13 protein-coding genes are annotated in these 17,360 nt (G+C 45.4%); 4 read left to right on the top strand and 9 right to left on the bottom strand.

All coding sequences use genetic code 11. The annotated features are described in order from the left end of the window. The first annotated feature begins 284 nt into the window (after positions 1-284). From HGH92_RS13365 to HGH92_RS13350, 4 genes are all read left to right on the top strand, one after another. Positions 285-3,398: a SusC/RagA family TonB-linked outer membrane protein gene (locus tag HGH92_RS13365; RefSeq protein ID WP_168871201.1), complete on the top strand. Its 3,114-nt coding sequence runs from the start codon at positions 285-287 to the stop codon at positions 3,396-3,398. 18 nt (positions 3,399-3,416) lie between these two features. Then, a complete protein-coding gene (locus HGH92_RS13360) occupies positions 3,417-5,009 on the top strand; it encodes a RagB/SusD family nutrient uptake outer membrane protein (RefSeq protein ID WP_168871200.1) in 1,593 nt (530 codons plus the stop codon). A gap of 120 nt (positions 5,010-5,129) precedes the next feature. Continuing rightward, complete coding sequence (locus tag HGH92_RS13355) at positions 5,130-5,603, top strand: hypothetical protein (protein WP_168871199.1); 474 nt, start codon at positions 5,130-5,132, stop codon at positions 5,601-5,603. Positions 5,604-5,782: 179 nt separating this feature from the next. Further along, positions 5,783-6,352 carry a hypothetical protein gene (locus HGH92_RS13350; RefSeq protein WP_168871198.1) on the top strand — a complete coding sequence of 190 codons (570 nt, stop codon included), beginning with the start codon at positions 5,783-5,785 and terminating at the stop codon, positions 6,350-6,352. 47 nt (positions 6,353-6,399) lie between these two features. On the opposite strand, the gene HGH92_RS13345 is transcribed toward HGH92_RS13350, so the two are convergent. From HGH92_RS13345 to HGH92_RS13305, 9 genes are all read right to left on the bottom strand, one after another. Next, a complete protein-coding gene (locus HGH92_RS13345) occupies positions 6,400-7,083 on the bottom strand; it encodes a carboxypeptidase-like regulatory domain-containing protein (RefSeq protein ID WP_168871197.1) in 684 nt (227 codons plus the stop codon). An 88-nt stretch (positions 7,084-7,171) separates the two neighbouring features. After that, positions 7,172-8,167 (bottom strand): aldo/keto reductase, encoded by a 996-nt coding sequence (locus tag HGH92_RS13340; RefSeq protein WP_168871196.1) that lies wholly within the window; start codon positions 8,165-8,167, stop codon positions 7,172-7,174. A gap of 80 nt (positions 8,168-8,247) precedes the next feature. Continuing rightward, positions 8,248-10,146, bottom strand: coding sequence for an ABC-F family ATP-binding cassette domain-containing protein (locus HGH92_RS13335; RefSeq protein WP_168871195.1), 1,899 nt, complete (start codon positions 10,144-10,146; stop codon positions 8,248-8,250). A gap of 250 nt (positions 10,147-10,396) precedes the next feature. Then, a complete protein-coding gene (locus HGH92_RS13330) occupies positions 10,397-11,986 on the bottom strand; it encodes a hypothetical protein (protein ID WP_168871194.1) in 1,590 nt (529 codons plus the stop codon). 236 nt (positions 11,987-12,222) lie between these two features. Then, positions 12,223-13,152 carry a GDP-L-fucose synthase family protein gene (locus HGH92_RS13325; protein WP_168871193.1) on the bottom strand — a complete coding sequence of 310 codons (930 nt, stop codon included), beginning with the start codon at positions 13,150-13,152 and terminating at the stop codon, positions 12,223-12,225. 2 nt (positions 13,153-13,154) lie between these two features. Further along, entirely contained in the window at positions 13,155-14,270 is a 1,116-nt protein-coding gene (gene gmd / locus HGH92_RS13320; protein ID WP_168871192.1) for a GDP-mannose 4,6-dehydratase, read from the bottom strand. A gap of 5 nt (positions 14,271-14,275) precedes the next feature. Continuing rightward, on the bottom strand, positions 14,276-15,400 hold the full coding sequence (locus HGH92_RS13315) for a glycosyltransferase family 4 protein (RefSeq protein ID WP_262888761.1): 1,125 nt from the start codon (positions 15,398-15,400) through the stop codon (positions 14,276-14,278). 19 nt (positions 15,401-15,419) lie between these two features. Beyond that, entirely contained in the window at positions 15,420-16,331 is a 912-nt protein-coding gene (locus HGH92_RS13310) for a glycosyltransferase family 2 protein (RefSeq protein WP_168871190.1), read from the bottom strand. 8 nt (positions 16,332-16,339) lie between these two features. Continuing rightward, complete coding sequence (locus HGH92_RS13305) at positions 16,340-17,335, bottom strand: EpsG family protein (RefSeq protein WP_168871189.1); 996 nt, start codon at positions 17,333-17,335, stop codon at positions 16,340-16,342. Positions 17,336-17,360 lie beyond the last annotated feature (25 nt).

Genomic DNA, 17,360 nt, shown 5'->3' with positions numbered 1-17,360 from the left:
AAAAAATCTAAACAACCTATGATCAAAGCGTTATTAAAAGCATCGTAGAAACACTTGTTTTTCGTTTTTTAAAAGACATACTGTCTAAGATTTATACTGTCATTTCGGGCTATGCCAGGCCTGCGTTATTTTTTTTGCCATTTGCAAACGTACTCGTGAGTAACCCACAGTAATCAAGGGGGAATTTGCCTTTATTCTTTACTGAACTCGGAGCCATGTCCTGTAGATGGTAGGGGAATTCCTGTCTTTAAATGTTATCTCAGAAAATCAAATCTAAATTGCTCATGAAAAATTTGCTACTCTTATGGCTGTTCGTGGCCAGCAGTATTGTGCATAGTTATGCCCAGACACGGACGATCACCGGCAAAGTCTCAGATGGAAAAGACGGAACGCCAATACCAGGTGTGACCGTTAGTATCAGCGGCTCTAGAACAGGTACCATGACTGGTCCCGACGGAGGTTATAAGATCGCGGTAGGAGACAATGCCTCTCTCGTTTTCTCCTATGTAGGTTATCTCAGCCAAACAGTATCCACCAGTGGTAAAAGCCGCGTAGATGTGGCAATGCATGTAGACACCAAAGGATTACAGGAAATAGTTGTAACCGGTGTGGGCGCAGCCACCGACAGAAGAAAAGTTGCTATCTCGGTCGAATCTCTGTCAGGAAAAGACCTGCCCAAAGTACCAGCAGCTTCTATTGACCAGGCGCTGGTAGGTAAAATAGCCGGCGCTCAGATATCGTCTGTTTCCGGTCAACCAGGGCAACAGGCACAAATCATCCTGCGCGGTATCAACTCACTTGGTGGAACACAACCGATGATTCTCCTCGATGGTGTGCAAGTTAATGCCGGCAGCAGTGAAAACGGCTCTTCCGGCAACCTCTCTTCCAGGCTCGCGGACCTTGACCTGTCCAATATTGAAAGAGTGGAAGTGGTACAGGGTGCGGCTGCCGCTACTATCTATGGTGCGCAAGGTGCTAACGGCGTTATCCAGCTATTCTCCAAAAAAGGTTCCCGTACAGGTAAAATAAATGTCAACTTCAGCTCCAGGGCCAGCTTCGACGATGTGCTGAAAGGCAACTTCAAATATCTTAACAAACACTATTATCCCACCGATGCAGAAGGTTACATCATCGATCCTTCCGGGAAGCGCATCAAGCCGGACGCCAGGGGCATCTGGACACAACCAAACCGTGATATCACTCCTAACACTGTAACAGATAAAAGCTTTAAGGAACCTACCTATGACCACGTTGACCAGTTGTTTAGAAACAGTGCTCCTACCTATAACAACTCCATCAACATTTCAGGCGGCCGGGAAGGATATGATTTTGCACTCAACCTGTCTAATCTCAAACAGCAGAGTATTATTAACGGAGATTACAGCAGGACAAACCTGTCACTGAACGTAGGCGCAGACATCCTGAAGAACCTCAAGCTCAGGTCCACCACACAGCTCATTACTTCCAAAAACACTACCGGCGCCATCACAGGTCAAAATAACATCTTCAGTGGCCTCGGTACTGCTATGGCCTCCTATCCATATGAGGACCTGCTGTTCAAAGACTCCATCGGCAATTATCCTTTCAATACCAGCCTGACAGACAACTCCGTATATCCTTACTACTCTTTCCAAAACAGAACATACGAAGCTAAAACAAGCCGTATAGTACAGGGCATTAACCTTAACTATCAACCTATCAAATATTTGGAAATAGACTATAAATACGGTATTGACTATTATCGCTACGACTTCTCCGACTTTATTCATAATCAGGAAAAAACACTGACTCCGGGCAAAGGAATCGATCCATTTACCGGAAAACTCCGTTATGACAGAGATAATGAAACCACGCAGAACTCGCTGTTGACATTGTTTGTAAAAACAGACTTTGAACGCGACTTTAACATGAAAGTGCCCATCACTACTACCACTCAATTCGCATATGACTGGCGTAAACGTGTATATGGCAACGTGATCATGGAAGGCGTTGGCTTCGCTCCCTTCCCTCCTTTTACGATGGCGAACGCCGCTTCCAAAAGCAATGATGAAACCCGCGAAGAATTCGTTACCTATGGCTATCTGGTCAACCAGCGCGTTGATTATGGCAACCTGTTTGGTATCTCCGGTGGTGTGAGGGTAGACTATTCATCTGCCTTCGGCCGTGGTACCAAACCATTTACTTTTGGTCGTGGTGACGCCTATTTCAGACTGGGCGAATTATTAAAAGTGCCCAGCATTTATGAACTGAAGATCAGAGGCGCTTACGGCGCCGCCGGTATACAACCAGGTGTTTATGACCGCCAGATCACCCTCGAAAAAGGTGCTATCGGCAATTCAAACTACCTTATCCTCAAAGGCACTTTGAACAACCCCGACCTCACCGTGGAAACATCCAAGGAAACAGAGGTGGGCATCGACTTTGGTCTTGAGTTAAGCAAAGGCAGATGGTTCAGGAAAATCTTCATCAATCCCACTTACTGGACCAGAAAATCCAGTAATGTTATCCGTGCTATCGACCTGTCTCCTTCCACCGGAGCAAGCGGCATCCTGACCAATGCGCTGGGTCTTAAATCCGATGGCTTCCAGTTCTCCTTCGATCTGGATGTATTGGAAAGCAAAAAAATGTACTGGAATTTCGGCGTAAAATTCGGCAAACAACGGTCCATTGTTGATTACATCTCCAATCACAAACCTATTACCATTGGCGGTTCCGGCGAAGGTCAATTCGTGTTGAAAGAAGGCGAAAGCATTGGTGCTTTCTTTGGCGTTACTCCGCTCACCAGCCTGGATGAACTACCTGCCACTGCTGTAAAAGGCAACTATGAAGTAGGTCCTAACGGATACGTGGTAAACAAAACTACCAAATCCGTTATGTTCGGTACAGAGAACAAAAAAATCGGCGATCCCACTCCGAAATTCAACATGAGCTTCAACAATACCCTTACCTTCAATGGCCAGCTTACACTGTCATTCCAGCTGGATTGGGTATATGGCGGCCAGGTTTATAACCAGACACGCCAATGGCTATACGCTGACAAAATCAGCAGTGACCTGGAAAAACCAGTTACTATCAACGGTCAGACAGGTGCATTCGTAGCGTACTACAACAGTCTCTACAATACCAATACCACTAACTCTGTATTCGTGGAAGATGGTTCCTTCCTGAGACTGCGCGACCTGACCCTGACCTACAGGCTGGATAAATACCTGACCAATAAATTCATCAACAACGCACAAATCAGCCTTACAGGAAGAAACCTGTTTACCATCAGCAGCTATTCAGGATTGGACCCTGAAGCCAGTGCACGTGTGAACAATCCGATAAGAAGAGGTATCGATGTATATTCCTTCCCTAACTTCAGGTCTATACAGATTGGCGTAACGTTCGGTTTCTAAAAACAAAAAATCACGATCATGAAGAAAATATTCCTTACAATATTATCAGCATCCCTTCTTTTTAGTTGCAGCAAGAGCAGCCTGGACCTGTTGAACCCGAATGAACCAACACCGGCGGTATTGAAAACAGAAGAAGGGCTCATCAGAGGCACCCTTGGCATCTACAATAAATTCGGCCTTGAATTCTGGTGGATAGCCCTGGCCAATCATGATGTCATGGGAGACAGCTATACCATCAGTGCCGGTAACTTTTCATGGAGATGGGTGAACCAGGTCTCCAAAATCACCTTGTCGAACGGCACGGTGCTCACCCCGCCCCAGGGAGGTTCGCAAGGTACGGAGCTCAAAAACCGTAATGACCGCTCCTTCGGCAATGACAATGCATTCTACAACGAATGGGCAGCTCTTTATTTTGTAAATAACCAGGCGAACCTGATCCTTGACATCACGTCAAAAGACGACCTGTCAATGACAGGCGGCGCTGACGAAGTTGCCACCAAAAAAGCCCTTATCCGTGCCTTTGCTTACTGGTGGAAGGGATTTGCCTACTCCCGCATCGGCTCCATCTATATCGCCGGCGTGCAGGCCGATAAGTTTGTGGACGGCACCCTGATGAACAGTGAGTTCGTTACACATGATGCTATCGTAAAATTAGGCAACGACAACTTCGACGCCTGCGTTGCGGAGCTGAACAAAGTAAAAAGCATCAGTGCCTATAATGCGCTGTTCCCACGTCTCATTCCGGACTTTACCGCTACCGGTAAAGGCGGCGTAATAAGCCCCGACGCATGGAAACGGCATATTGCCACCTACAAAGCCAGAAACCTGCTGGTGAACAAAAAAGTGGCGCAAATGACCAATGCGGACTGGACCAACGTGCTGACACTGGCCACTGCCGGTTTATCCAAAGACGATAAGATCTTCACTATGCGCAGCGCAGATGTGAATGACCTGGTTTCCATCACCGCCTGGTCCCCTTATCGCTTACAGATTGGCTGGGCCAATGTCAGCGAACGTCTTGTTCAGGACTTTAAAGCTGGAGACAAGCGTTATGAACGTAATATAGACGGTCCTTACGCACCATACGGTAACGAAAGAAACAGGGGTGCTCAATATGCCACCAGATGGTACCTCTATGAAATTTCTGATGGAGGAGACTGGGCTTCTACTACCACCGGTCTCGCAGAATTGCCTGTTGCCTGCTCTTATGAAGAAAATGAGCTGATGATCGCTGAAGCCAACATCCGCCTCGGTAACATTGAAGAAGGACTGAAACACATTGACAACGTTCGCGACTATCAGAAATCAGAACTGCCACATGTAGCCGGCACTGGTCTTACCCAGGCAGATGCACTGGAAGAATTACGCAGCGAAAGAAGAATTGGCCTCTTCCTCAAAAATGTGGCGTTCTATGATGCCAGAAGGTGGGGCGTTACCGCACCTGCTACACAAGGTGGTGGCCGCCAGCATGCATGGGTGATAAAATCAGACAATAAACTCGATAACGATGCCACTATCGAATATAACTACCTCGATTACTGGGACGTACCACAGAACGAACTGGACTTCAATACCCCCAGTGGCACTTCTGCACCGGTAAAATCCAACTAATCCTCTTTTCTCTTTTAATACAAACGGGGACGGCGTATAGCCGTTCCCGTTTTTCATTCTCGGGATAGCGGTGATAATTGCTAGCTTTGTAGCCATTTATATCTTAATTCAACTTATGTCATGAAAAAATCGTTATCCCTTTTCCTGTTCATTTTTTTCTTATCCCCTATTGCCTATGCCCAGCTTCAAACCGTTACCGATAGCGGCAATACTACTAACAACGCCCTTTTCATTAATGGGTCCGGCAAATACAATATTGGCAACTATACAGGCCTGATGCTCCATTTTTATAATGGAGGCGGTTATATAGATGTCTTGAACCCCAGCACCAGCACCTTTCAGCCGTTGTTTCTGAGAGGGTCCGCCATTTATACCAACAGCAGATTTCTTATCAATAATGCTTCAGATGACGGCACTACCGCCTTACAGGTAAATGGTAATACAATTGCCGACAGATTCCGGAACAACACTTCTTCCTTCAGGAAAGATAATTCCCGCAATTCTTTCAACAACTTTGTCGCCCAGGGCGCTGAAATGTCTATGGCTGGATCGCGGCCGACTTTGGGAATAACGATAATACCGGCAACCGGGTAGTTATCGGCAATGCGCTTAATGGGAAAGCCATCATAGGCGCGCACGACAGTTCGCTGGACAATTGGGCCAACCTCATACTTCAACCGGAACGGCTATATGGCAACCTGGGCATCGGCACAGTTGAACCTTCAGAAAAACTGACCGTTTCCGGCAATACCGCCTCTGACCGTTTCAGGAATATGGAAGCAAGCTGGTCAGGCAACTCCCGGAATTCATTTACCAATCTGGTTGCGCAGGAAACCAGCAGCATCTCACCAGGATGGATCGCAGCAGATTTCGGCAACAACAAAGACGCCGGCAACCGTGTGGTGATTGGCACCGCAGCCAATGGCAGCGCTATTATCGGCGGGCACAATCATAATCTCACACAATGGCAGGACCTTGTGCTGCAACCAGTAAAAGACGAGGGCAACGTTGGCATCGGAACTACTACGCCACAGTCCAAACTGGCCGTGGCCGGAACTATTACCGCTCAAAGGGTAAAAGTAACCGCTACGGGATGGCCGGATTATGTATTCCATACCAATTATCAGTTGCCAACATTACAGGAAATAAAACAATACGTCAATACGCATAAACACCTGCCCGATATCCCGGCAGCGGCCGAAGTAGAGAAAAACGGACAAGACCTGGGAGAGATGAATAAACTGCTGCTTCAGAAAGTGGAAGAACTCACCCTTTATATTATTCAGCAACAGGAGCAGATTGCCGCTATGAACGAACGGCTGAAGAAAATCGAAAAGAATTAGTTGATAAAAGTCCGGCACATCTGATGCCGGACTTTTTCTATGAATGACTAACGATGCCATAACCTTTGCCATCCGTGTTTGAGACGTTGCCACGGAGTAGCTTTCACTACACGCACACCACCGGCTACTACTACATCACCTAACAACCGGGTCTCGTCAGGTTTTAATACCACATCCACGATCGGTTGTGCTGTTACAGGCACCTCCAACCGCTCATATCCTATATAAGAAAAGACCAGCACTACCTGTTGCGACGGAACCACCGTTAATTGATAATGGCCATTTGCGTCTGTTAACACACCCCTATTCGTTCCTTTGATGCTTACTGTTACCGCCGGCACGATACTTCCATTTATATCTGTTACTTTTCCAGTAAGGATACGGGACGTGGTAGTGTCCCTACTTACGTATTGTGGTCTGTTATCTGTTGCTGATGCAACAGCCGGTATGCCGGCTGCCAGCATTACCCCCAGCACAGCTGCTGGTAATAACGATACCGCCTGCTGCTCCGGCAGGACCAGCCTGTCCAGCTGTGATTTCTTAAAACGGCCACAATGCTTTTTGGAAGTATCAGACAACAGCGCCAGGATCTCGCTGTCAGAGAGATCGGAGAAATCGATGACCGACTTTTGGCAGTTGCCGCAGAAACGGCCATGGGCTTCAGCAGTCATGTCTTCCCAGGGTTGCCGGCACGGCTGCGGTATAGAAACAGTAAGGGGGACTTTTCGCATAACTTAACAATATACTTTAAGTTACGCCTTTTGACTGAAAACGTACGACCGGCACCGTGGTAACGGCACCGGCCATATGATTTAGCCACTATTTCTCCAACACCAGCTTATCCAGTTCTGCAGAAATAAAACTGATTTCCTCCGGCGAGAGGTGAATATTGGCAGCTTTAGCGTTTTGTACTGCCTGTTCAGCGTTGCGTGCGCCTACCAGGGCAATGGTGATACCCGGTTGTTCGATCGTCCAGCGAATGACCAGCTGTGAAAGCGTCGCATTTTTTGCTAACGCCAACGGATATATTTTTTCCAGGAAGGCATTGGTCCTTTTCAGGTTTTCATCCCGGTAGAAATAGATGCCGGCACGGTGATCACCGGGGGCAAACTGGTGACCGGGTTTCATTTTACCGGTCAGCAAACCACGCTCCAGCGGACTGTAAGCCAGGATGGACAGGTTGTTTTGAATGCAATAAGGCACATCTGTTTTTTCGATGCCGCGTTTCACCATGCTGTACGGCACCTGGTCGGATACCAGCGGCACATACTTACTGGCTTCTTCCAATTGTTCTGCGTTGTAATTACATACTCCGGCATAACGCACCTTGCCCTGTTTAATAAGTTCCGCCACGGTTTCCATCGATTCGCCGATGGGCGTAGTGGAGTCCGGCCAATGGATCTGGTACAGGTCAATATAATCGGTGCCGAGACGGCGCAGTGTATCTTCACATTCTTTGATAATGCTGGCCTTACCGGCGTATTTGTAAATGTCGATATCCCTGCCCTGGTTGTCCTGGCTCTTAAAAGCAAAATCTCCCCGGGCAAGGTCCCAGCGCATCCCAAACTTGGTCAGGATCTGTACCTTGTCACGTGGAAGGCCTTTGATCGCTTCGCCTACAATTTCTTCGCTGGTGCCCTGTCCGTATATCGGAGCGGTATCGATGGCTGTAACGCCTTCATCGTAGGAGGCCCTGATGGCCTTTACAGCGTCTTTACGCTCGGTTCCGCCCCACATCCAGCCACCGGCAGCCCAGGCGCCGAAAGTAACCACAGAAGCTTTTAAATCAGAATTTCCTAATTGCCTGTATTCCATAATAGCGTGCTTTGTTTTTGGTCAAAAATAAAAGAGTCCGGAGACATATTCCCCGGACTCCCCGATATATAACTCTTATTTTATCCATTCAGTTCACTGAGTTCCAGCCACCGCATACCCTTTTCATCCAGCAGTTGTATCACCTCTCCTATCCGGTGCGTGAGCGGCTCCATTTCCTCATAAGGCAGTGTACCGCTGGCCAGTTTGGCTTCAATTGCCTTTTTCTCTTCCTCCAGGGATTCCATCTCTTTTTCCAGGTTTTCAAACTCCCTTTTTTCCTTGAAGCTCATTTTGCGGGGGCCTTCAGTTGGTGTGGCGGCGGGCGCCTGAATGGCCTCTGCTTTGGCCTCCTTCTTCTCATCTGTCTTCCGCTTGTCTTCTTCCTTTTGCCATTCCCTGTATTGGGTATAGTTGCCGGGGTAGTCCCTTACCACGCCGTCGCCTTCAAATACAAAGAGGTGTTCCACCAGCTTGTCCATGAAGTAACGATCGTGGCTGACGATGATCACGCAGCCCTGGTAGTCCAGCAGGAAATTTTCCAGGATGCTGAGCGTAGGCAGGTCCAGGTCATTGGTAGGCTCATCAAGCACCAGGAAGTTGGGATTGCGGAAAAGGATAGACAGCAGGTGCAGTCTTCTTTTCTCTCCCCCGCTGAGTTTGGAGATATAGGTGTATTGTTTTTCCGCCGGGAACAGGAAGAGTTCCAGGAACTGTGCGGCGCTTACCTTGGTACCATCGGCCAGGGGGAAGTTTTCAGCGATGTTTTTTACGAACTCGATCACCCGCATATCTTCTTTCACCACCAGTCCGGTCTGGGAATAGTTGCCAAATACAATAGTCTCCCCTACGTTGATTTTACCAGAATCCGGCTGTTCGGTGCCCAGCAGCATGTTCAGGAAAGTGGATTTCCCCACGCCGTTTTTACCGACCACGCCTATACGGTCTCCTTTTTTGAAGGTATAGTCAAACCCTTTAAGGATCGTCAGCTCACCATATGCCTTATAGACTTTTTTAAGCTCAAGGATTTTGCCGCCGAGGCGGGTCATTTTCACATTCAGCTCCAGCTGCTGGTCTGAAATTCTGGTAGAGGCTTTTTCTTTTACATCATAAAAAGCATCCTGGCGGGCCTTGGATTTGGTGGTGCGGGCTTTAGGCTGCTTACGCATCCATTCCAGTTCTTTACGGTAGGTATTGCGGGCCTTTTCCACACTGGAACGGTCCATTTCCTCCCGTGCAGCTTTACGTTCGAGGTAATTTTCATAATCCCCCTTGTATATAAAGAGCTGTTCCTGGTCCAGTTCCATGATCTCGTTGCAGACGCTGTCGAGGAAGTATCGGTCGTGCGTTACCAGGAGGAGGGTTACCCGTTCCTGGTCGAGGTAGTTTTCCAGCCATTCGATCATGCCTACGTCGAGATGGTTAGTGGGCTCGTCCATGATCAGCAGCACGTGTTTGTGTTCGAAGCCGATGTCTATCAGCACTTTAGCGAGTGCAACACGTTTTTGCTGGCCACCGGAGAGAGAGCCTACCGGCTGATCGAGGTGGTGTATATTGAGTTTTCCGAGGATCTGTTTTACTTTGGCGTCGAAGTGCCAGGCGTTCAGCTCGTCCATGCGGGCGAAAGCGGCGGTGAGTTTTTCCACGTCCGGCTCGTGGCCTTCTTCGGTCAGGAGTTCATATTCCTTGATAGCGTTGAGGGTGGGATTGTCATGATTGAAGATGTTTTCGATCACGGATTTGGCGGGGTCGAAGTCGGACTGCTGTTCCAGCATTACAACGGTCACATCCTTATGTATCCATACTTTTCCTTCATCGGGGGCTTCTTTGCCCAGGATAATCTTTAGCAGGGTGGATTTACCTGTTCCATTAAGCGCCACCAGCGCTATTTTATCGCCTTCTTCGATATGAAAAGAGATATTCCGGAATAATGGCTTAACGCCGTATGATTTAGTGAGCCCTTCTACTGTAACGTAATGCATAACTGCGAAGTTATACATATTCAGGAAAACTCCCCCAAATCCGGAATTATGTATTTGATATTATGATTTTTTTCGTATATTCAGTATAGGAATGGATAGCCGGACGGATAATCCTACACCTGATGATAACGATTTTTGTTGTTCGTTTTATTTCGGCCTTTGTCCATTATCCTTGCCCCTCTTTTGCGTAAAATAAAAAGCCCTTGCGCGTGAAGCGGAAGGGCTTGCGTGTTTTTAGCACTTACTTATCTTAAAAATCGTAATAGAACTGCCTGAAGGAGCTACGGAGACCAAAATTGAATATCAGGTCCGTTTTGGAGCCGGTGATGTCATTTTTGAGCCTGCGGGCGGCCAGGGAAGCCTCCACCCGTAAGTTATACTTGGGGTTCAGGATGTAGGCAACAGTACCTTGTGCGTAAAGCAGATTGGTTTTAATGCCTTGTCCTATCCAGTTGCCGTATTCATTAGGGTGAGTGGTATATGGTTTGGAGATGTCGTGGCCGAAGTTAGTTTGAGCATCCGGATCATCCCCGTATTTGGCATACATGAGCTCTCCGCGGCCATACCAACGTTTATAACGGTAGGTAGCAATACCCAGCACCTCCTGGAAATTGGCGCCTAACGGGTGCGCCAGTGACTGGTTGTAATGTTCATAGTTGATCAGGGTACTCTTGTAGCTGTAGGTGTAAGGCCTTACAGCGTTGTATTCCCCCTGCAGGTCGAGATTCTTCACCTTAAACAGGTCGAATGAGCGGAAGCCCAGCTGCCAGCTTTGTTTGTTGGCCCACCAGCCTTTTCCTCCAAATACTTCTTTCAGTTTGAATTCGTCCAATACCAGTTGGCCATAGACAGTGGTTTTGGGGAGAAGTTTGTACTTAAAATTAGCACCTACCAAAGCGTTATCAGAGGAGCCTTCAGAAAATTCGGCAGATCGGAGGAAAATGATCGGGTTCATATAACTCCAATCGAAGCCGCGTTTACGGCCGGAAGAATCCGCGTCTGGCCAGATCACGGCGTCAAAGAGGCCGATGGTCAAGCGTTTGTTGACGTTCCAGTCAAGGAAATGGAAAACACCCCATTTTTTATAGTAGCCAAGGTCGTTATAGGCGGCCGCAAAGTCTTTGCTGTGCTTATCCATAAACTGGGCCCACATAGCAGTATATTGTACGCTGCCCAGGTTGCCTGTCAACCGGAGATAGGGATAGCTAAATTGAATATCAGACAGTATCAGGGAGCGATAACCATCTCCGATGAAATTTTGTCCATAACCCGCGGTCACATTGAGGTATTTATTGGGCGTATAAGACAACAGGGCATTGGCATAATTGTAGTCAAAAGCTTTGCCTCCGCTGAAGTCCTTAACCCCTCCCTGGCCTGGCACAATACCATTTTTCCAGATGTATTGGTCCAGATAATAGGGAAATTTTCCCTGGTTCTCATAAAAGGAAGATTCAAAATAAAACTTGGTTCCGATGTTGGCCTGAACGATTGCTCCGCGGGTATTCAGCCAGTTAGTCCTGCCGCCTTCACGGCTTTTACCGATCTGAAAGTCCGGTAAGAAGTCGATAAAAACATTATAATCTTTATTTCTGAACTCCAGCAAATGTTCTTGAAACAGTTTACGGTAAAGGAGGCTGCGTTTTACAGTATCCTGTTGCGTATACATAGCACTGGTGTCCACGTGCAGGATAGGCTTAAAGGCTGTGTGGTGGTTGCTGGAGTCAAGGTACAATTCCCGTATATTCATATGGTTATACGGAAGAATAACCGGTAATTTTTCCTGTGCACTAGCTGCACGGGCCAGCAATAGAATTGCCGTTACCCAAACGAGATGCTTCATTAATTTGTGTTTGGTTCTAAAATTTATTAATACACGGAATCAGGCTCCGCAAACATCTTCACGATGACCTGGCAATGCATAATGGCAGGTTTCATTAAAATGTAAAGATAGTATTTTCAATAAATTGTGGCGACAGCGGTGGGATGAATATTGAAGCTTATACTCCTGTCTTTAACAACAAGGTTATACAAGTGCAGTACAAATTACTTGTATCAGAAAGAATAAACAAAATTATTTTACGCGAACAGATGTTTCACTTCTTCATACACGTTCCGGATACCATCTTCCAGTTTGATGGAAGCTTGCCAACCATAGCTATGCAGTTTGCCTACATCCATTAATTTACGGGGAGTTCCATCAGGCTTGGTACTGTCAAATACCAGTTTTCCTTCGTATCCTACGATTTGGCGGATTAGATAGGCGAGGTCGTTAATACTTATATCTTCACCAACACCTATATTGACCAGCCCCTTCTCGTTATAATGCTGCATCAGAAAGAAACAAGCATCTGCCATATCGTCTGCATGGAGAAATTCACGTTTAGGCGTACCAGTTCCCCACAAAACAACCTCAGGCCTTCCGTTTACCTTTGCCTCATGCATTTTTCGCAGCATAGCGGGCAACACATGCGAATTGTTGAGATCATAGTTATCGTTAGGCCCATATAAATTAGTAGGCATTACAGAGACAAAATTACATCCATACTGGGCTCTGTAGGCGTCACACATTTCAATACCAGCTATCTTGGCGATCGCATATGGTTCATTGGTGGGTTCCAATGGTCCGGTAAGCAAATATTCTTCCTTTAATGGCTGCGGTGCCATTTTGGGATAAATGCAGGAAGATCCCAGGAACATTAGTTTTTTGACCTGGTGCAAATAAGCATGATGAATAACATTATTCTGGATCATTAGGTTTTCATAAATAAACTGGCCTCGATAAGTATTATTAGCCACGATACCACCTACTTTTGCTGCTGCGAGGAATACATAATCTGGCCGTTCCTGCTCAAAGAAAGCTGCCACAGCAGCCTGATTACGCAGATCCAGGTCAGACGAGGAACGAGTAACAATGTTATTAAACCCATCTCGTGTCAGTCGTCTGACTATTGCAGAACCAACCATCCCACGATGACCGGCAATATATATCTTGGCTTCAGAATTCATTTTTATTCGAATTGGTTCAATACTTTATACCCTGCATCTTTCAGCAACTTTTCCCTTTTGAACAACTCTACATCAGCGGCCACCATTTCTTTTACCAAAACGGGCAAATCATACTTGGGAGTCCATCCCAATTTAGTTTTAGCTTTTGCAGGGTCTCCAATCAACAACTCGACCTCAGTTGGTCGGAAATACCGTGGGTCTACGGCTACAATCTCCTGCCCTGGCTTTAGCGGGCAATTTATATCGCCACTACGCTTCACATAACCCTTTTCGTCTACCCCCTTACCGCGGAATTCGATCTCTACCCCCACTTCAGCGAAGGCCATACGAATAAAGTCTCTGACGGTAGTGGTGATACCGGTAGCGATCACAAAATCCTCCGGCTTTTCCTGCTGCAGGATTAGCCACATAGCTTCCACGTAGTCTTTGGCATGCCCCCAATCTCGCTTTGCATCGAGATTTCCCATGTACAACTTATCCTGCATCCCCAGAAACATCTTTGCTACACCTCTTGTAATCTTACGCGTAACAAACGTTTCACCACGCAACGGGCTCTCATGATTAAACAATATGCCGTTACATGCGAACATATTATAAGCCTCCCGATAATTAACGGTAATCCAATATGCATACATTTTAGCGACAGCATAAGGGGAACGCGGGTAAAAAGGCGTTTTTTCCGATTGAGGTACCTCTTGTACTAAACCATATAATTCCGATGTAGAAGCCTGATAAATACGCGTATGTTGCGTTAAGCCCAAAAGACGCACAGCTTCGAGAATACGAAGTGTTCCAACTCCATCTGCATCAGCCGTATATTCCGGCGCCTCAAAACTGACCTGAACATGGCTCATCGCCCCCAGGTTGTATATCTCATGAGGTCTCACCTCCTGGATAATCCGTATCAGGTTTGTACTGTCTGTGAGATCCCCATAATGTAATCGAAAACGTACATTCCTATCATGAGGATCCTGATACAGATGGTCAATTCTATCGGTATTAAACAATGAGCTACGACGTTTGACGCCATGCACTTCATATCCTTTCGTTAAAAGCAAGTCCGCAAGGTAAGCACCATCTTGTCCGGTTATGCCTGTTATAAGAGCTATTTTAGACATAATAACTAGCTTAAATGGGTATTTATCTTATTCAAATATATTTCAAAGATTTTTTGTTCATCAAATTCTGAAAGAACTTTTAATCGCCCTGCATTTCCCATTTTCTTTCGATCACTCGGAGACATCTCTATCATTTTCCTCATTTTATCCGCCAAATCTGTTGTGTTGTTCATTTCACACAAATATCCGGTAATATTATCATCGACAACGTCTTTACAGCCCACATTGTTGGTCGTAATAATTGGTAGCGCCATACTGGCGGCTTCCAGCAAAGCCCTTGGTATCCCTTCCCTGTAATAGGAAGGTAACACCAGACAATCTGCTTGTTGCAAGACAGGTACAACGTTCTCCGTTTCACCAAGAAACTTCGCAATACCCTCTGCTTCCCACTCACTGATCTGCTGTCTCGATATTGCTCCGGGATTCTTAACATCTACGAATCCTAAAAGTACACTTTCAAATTGAAACCCCTCCTGCTTTAATATTCTTGTAGCGTCTACGAAATAACCGACCCCTTTTTCGTAGATCATTCTTCCCGTCAAAAGAAAACGAAAGGACAGCGGTTTCTTTTTTTCGGCAACAACAGGAGAAAAGAAAGCTGTGTCAACTCCCTCTCCCGGTAGTACAAATGCCTTGTTTTCAGTAATAATACCATTATCCACAAAGCTACGCATATCCTCCCTGTTGAGGAACCACACTTCGGCCGCTCTCCGAAGGCTTCTTTTGTATAACCATTTTGCGATGCCGGAGGCCAGGTTCTTATTGCTGAAAACATATCCCAGACCAGTTGTTACCGCAATATTCGGAATCTTTAACTGCGATGCTGCCATTGTTCCATAAATATTAGGCTTTATCGTATAATGAAATATCAGGTCCGGTTGAACCTTTTTATAGATAGCAATAAGCTCCTGATACAACTGATATTCATGCAATGGATTTTTTCCCTTAGCACGCAAATGACTTATGGGATAGTATTCAATGTTCAGACCTTTAAACTTTTCACTATATGCATCAACCGGAGCAGCTACAACAATCTCAAAATTCTTTTCACGGAGATAAGACATTAATGTCCTTCTGAAATTATACATACTCCAGGCTGAATTACCTACAAAAAGTATCCTCCTACTCATAGTGTTCATGATTGTCAATTCAAGAATATTTGTGAGGAAATCTTCCCTTCACCCCTTTCACTCCATCAAGAATCCCCCTGATCGAATATTTAAAGTATTCCCCTTTGTCCTTGGACAAGAGCACAAATATTACCAATCTTAATGTATTAAAAACAGACTCTCTCAATTTATACCCAAACGGAATATATGATTTTTTAATCATATATATACTATTCCGTGACAAATAATAGCGTCTGAGCGGGCTGTGTACTGAAATGCTTCTCCCCATTACCACTTTTCTCTCATCACCGATAGAATGTTTCATCCTTGCAGAAGGAGTCGCAATAAGCTTATACCCTTTGAAGGCCGCCCTGAAAGACCATTCAACATCAATATAGTCAATGAAAAGGTCCTCATCCATAAAACCGACTTTATCAAACATTTCGATCCTTATCAGGCATCCGGATGAGATAAGAAAGGAGGCCTCTACTACTACATCTTTAGGGTCGATCCGATCTATAAAAGGGCCTCTGAATTTAGTAATAGGATACACCTCCCCTGTTTTCTCACTATAGTATACAGGTCCGACGGCAGCAACACGAACGCCTTTCAACAGCAAATCTTTTTCTGTTTGAACAAGATTGGCTATACAATCATGGTCGGGAATAGAATCCTGATCAAGGATAAGTACATGGGAAGCCCCGACGGAGATGGACTTCCGGGCGCCGGCATTATGTGCAAACCCCAGCCCCATATTCTGTTCATTGAGGATGAATATTGTAGAGGGATAAATCTCCAATATGCATCCTTTTACTTCCGTTATGTTTATAGATGCATTGTCCACAATTACAATCCCGCTGACCTGGTTACTCAATGAGTTAATCATTTTTTTCAGCAAGTCCACATTGGGATTATAGGTTACGACAACTGCAAATACACTTACGTTACTCATACTATAATTTAAAAAGAGAATAAAGGGTTCACAAAAACAAATGCGATGAATTTGTGTAATACAATCACCAACAGCAGAAACAGAGACCCGTAGTCAAATATCGTTTTGAACCGTCTGTTCATTGTTATAATCAGACAAGATACTTCTGTTAACTCTAATATACGTATGGCATAAACGGGAATTGAACTCATCATCAATGAAAATATCAATCCGACATAAAGAAACATGATCATTGCCACGTTTTCTCCCGGTTCCCGCTTAATAAATATAATGTGATAGATAAAATAGACCAATGGAAACAATACCGATAAACTTCTTATTCCAAACTCAACTTCGGCCGCATTCTCTTTATACTCCTGGGCCAAAGGATTGAGCGTCTCTATAACAGACAATCCCAGTCTTGACATAAGACCAATTCCCGTAATTATTCCTATTAAGAGATACAGATACCCTCGTTTCACCAGTAAATACGCAAAAAATGATATACCGAAAACGATGGAAGAATAATGGAAGCTGAAGGCCAGAAAAAAACAGAAATATGCCGTCCAGTGTTTCCCATTCACAAATTTGTAAAAGGCAAAATAACCAAGGCCGATGGCAATAGCCGCTCTTAACTGGTTTAATTCAAATACAAATAAAAAAGAAGCAAGGTAAAAGAGGAAAAAAATAAACGCCTTCAAAAAACGCCGGCTGGCAAAATGATAAAATACCACGCTTTTAATATATAGCGAACCCCAAACCACCAGTAACCAAAAACTAGCTGTTTTATAAGGCACTATTAAGGCACCTAATTTGGCCAATAGCTTAAATCCAAATTCAAACCGGTCTCCTTCGCCTAAAGAAGCATTGCCACTGGAAACAGCATAATAAAAATCATCATAGTTAAGAAAGTCTCTGCCAAATGGGACCAGATAACTAATTAATACAGCCAGAAACAGGGACACAAACAGAAAGAAAATATAACTGGCTAATTCTTTCCATCTGATAACCTGCACTTTTGCCATAAAATTGATATCTGAAATTTGTTTT

It is taken from the genome of Chitinophaga varians (genome assembly GCF_012641275.1).
Lineage (GTDB): Bacteria > Bacteroidota > Bacteroidia > Chitinophagales > Chitinophagaceae > Chitinophaga > Chitinophaga varians_A.
The sequence above is the reverse complement of the archived record's forward strand: the minus strand, read 5'-3'. Positions and strand labels throughout refer to the sequence as shown.

What these genes read in the sequence shown, in the direction of transcription:
- HGH92_RS13360 (WP_168871200.1), top strand. Translation starts at nt 3,417, where the DNA reads ATGAAGAAAATATTCCTTACAATATTATCAGCATCCCTTCTTTTTAGT.
- HGH92_RS13365 (WP_168871201.1), top strand. Translation starts at nt 285, where the DNA reads ATGAAAAATTTGCTACTCTTATGGCTGTTCGTGGCCAGCAGTATTGTG.
- HGH92_RS13330 (WP_168871194.1), bottom strand. Translation starts at nt 11,986, where the DNA reads ATGAAGCATCTCGTTTGGGTAACGGCAATTCTATTGCTGGCCCGTGCA.
- HGH92_RS13335 (WP_168871195.1), bottom strand. Translation starts at nt 10,146, where the DNA reads ATGCATTACGTTACAGTAGAAGGGCTCACTAAATCATACGGCGTTAAG.
- HGH92_RS13340 (WP_168871196.1), bottom strand. Translation starts at nt 8,167, where the DNA reads ATGGAATACAGGCAATTAGGAAATTCTGATTTAAAAGCTTCTGTGGTT.
- HGH92_RS13355 (WP_168871199.1), top strand. Translation starts at nt 5,130, where the DNA reads ATGAAAAAATCGTTATCCCTTTTCCTGTTCATTTTTTTCTTATCCCCT.
- HGH92_RS13315 (WP_262888761.1), bottom strand. Translation starts at nt 15,400, where the DNA reads ATGAGTAGGAGGATACTTTTTGTAGGTAATTCAGCCTGGAGTATGTAT.
- HGH92_RS13310 (WP_168871190.1), bottom strand. Translation starts at nt 16,331, where the DNA reads ATGAGTAACGTAAGTGTATTTGCAGTTGTCGTAACCTATAATCCCAAT.
- HGH92_RS13305 (WP_168871189.1), bottom strand. Translation starts at nt 17,335, where the DNA reads ATGGCAAAAGTGCAGGTTATCAGATGGAAAGAATTAGCCAGTTATATT.
- HGH92_RS13325 (WP_168871193.1), bottom strand. Translation starts at nt 13,152, where the DNA reads ATGAATTCTGAAGCCAAGATATATATTGCCGGTCATCGTGGGATGGTT.
- gmd (WP_168871192.1), bottom strand. Translation starts at nt 14,270, where the DNA reads ATGTCTAAAATAGCTCTTATAACAGGCATAACCGGACAAGATGGTGCT.
- HGH92_RS13345 (WP_168871197.1), bottom strand. Translation starts at nt 7,083, where the DNA reads ATGCGAAAAGTCCCCCTTACTGTTTCTATACCGCAGCCGTGCCGGCAA.
- HGH92_RS13350 (WP_168871198.1), top strand. Translation starts at nt 5,783, where the DNA reads ATGGAAGCAAGCTGGTCAGGCAACTCCCGGAATTCATTTACCAATCTG.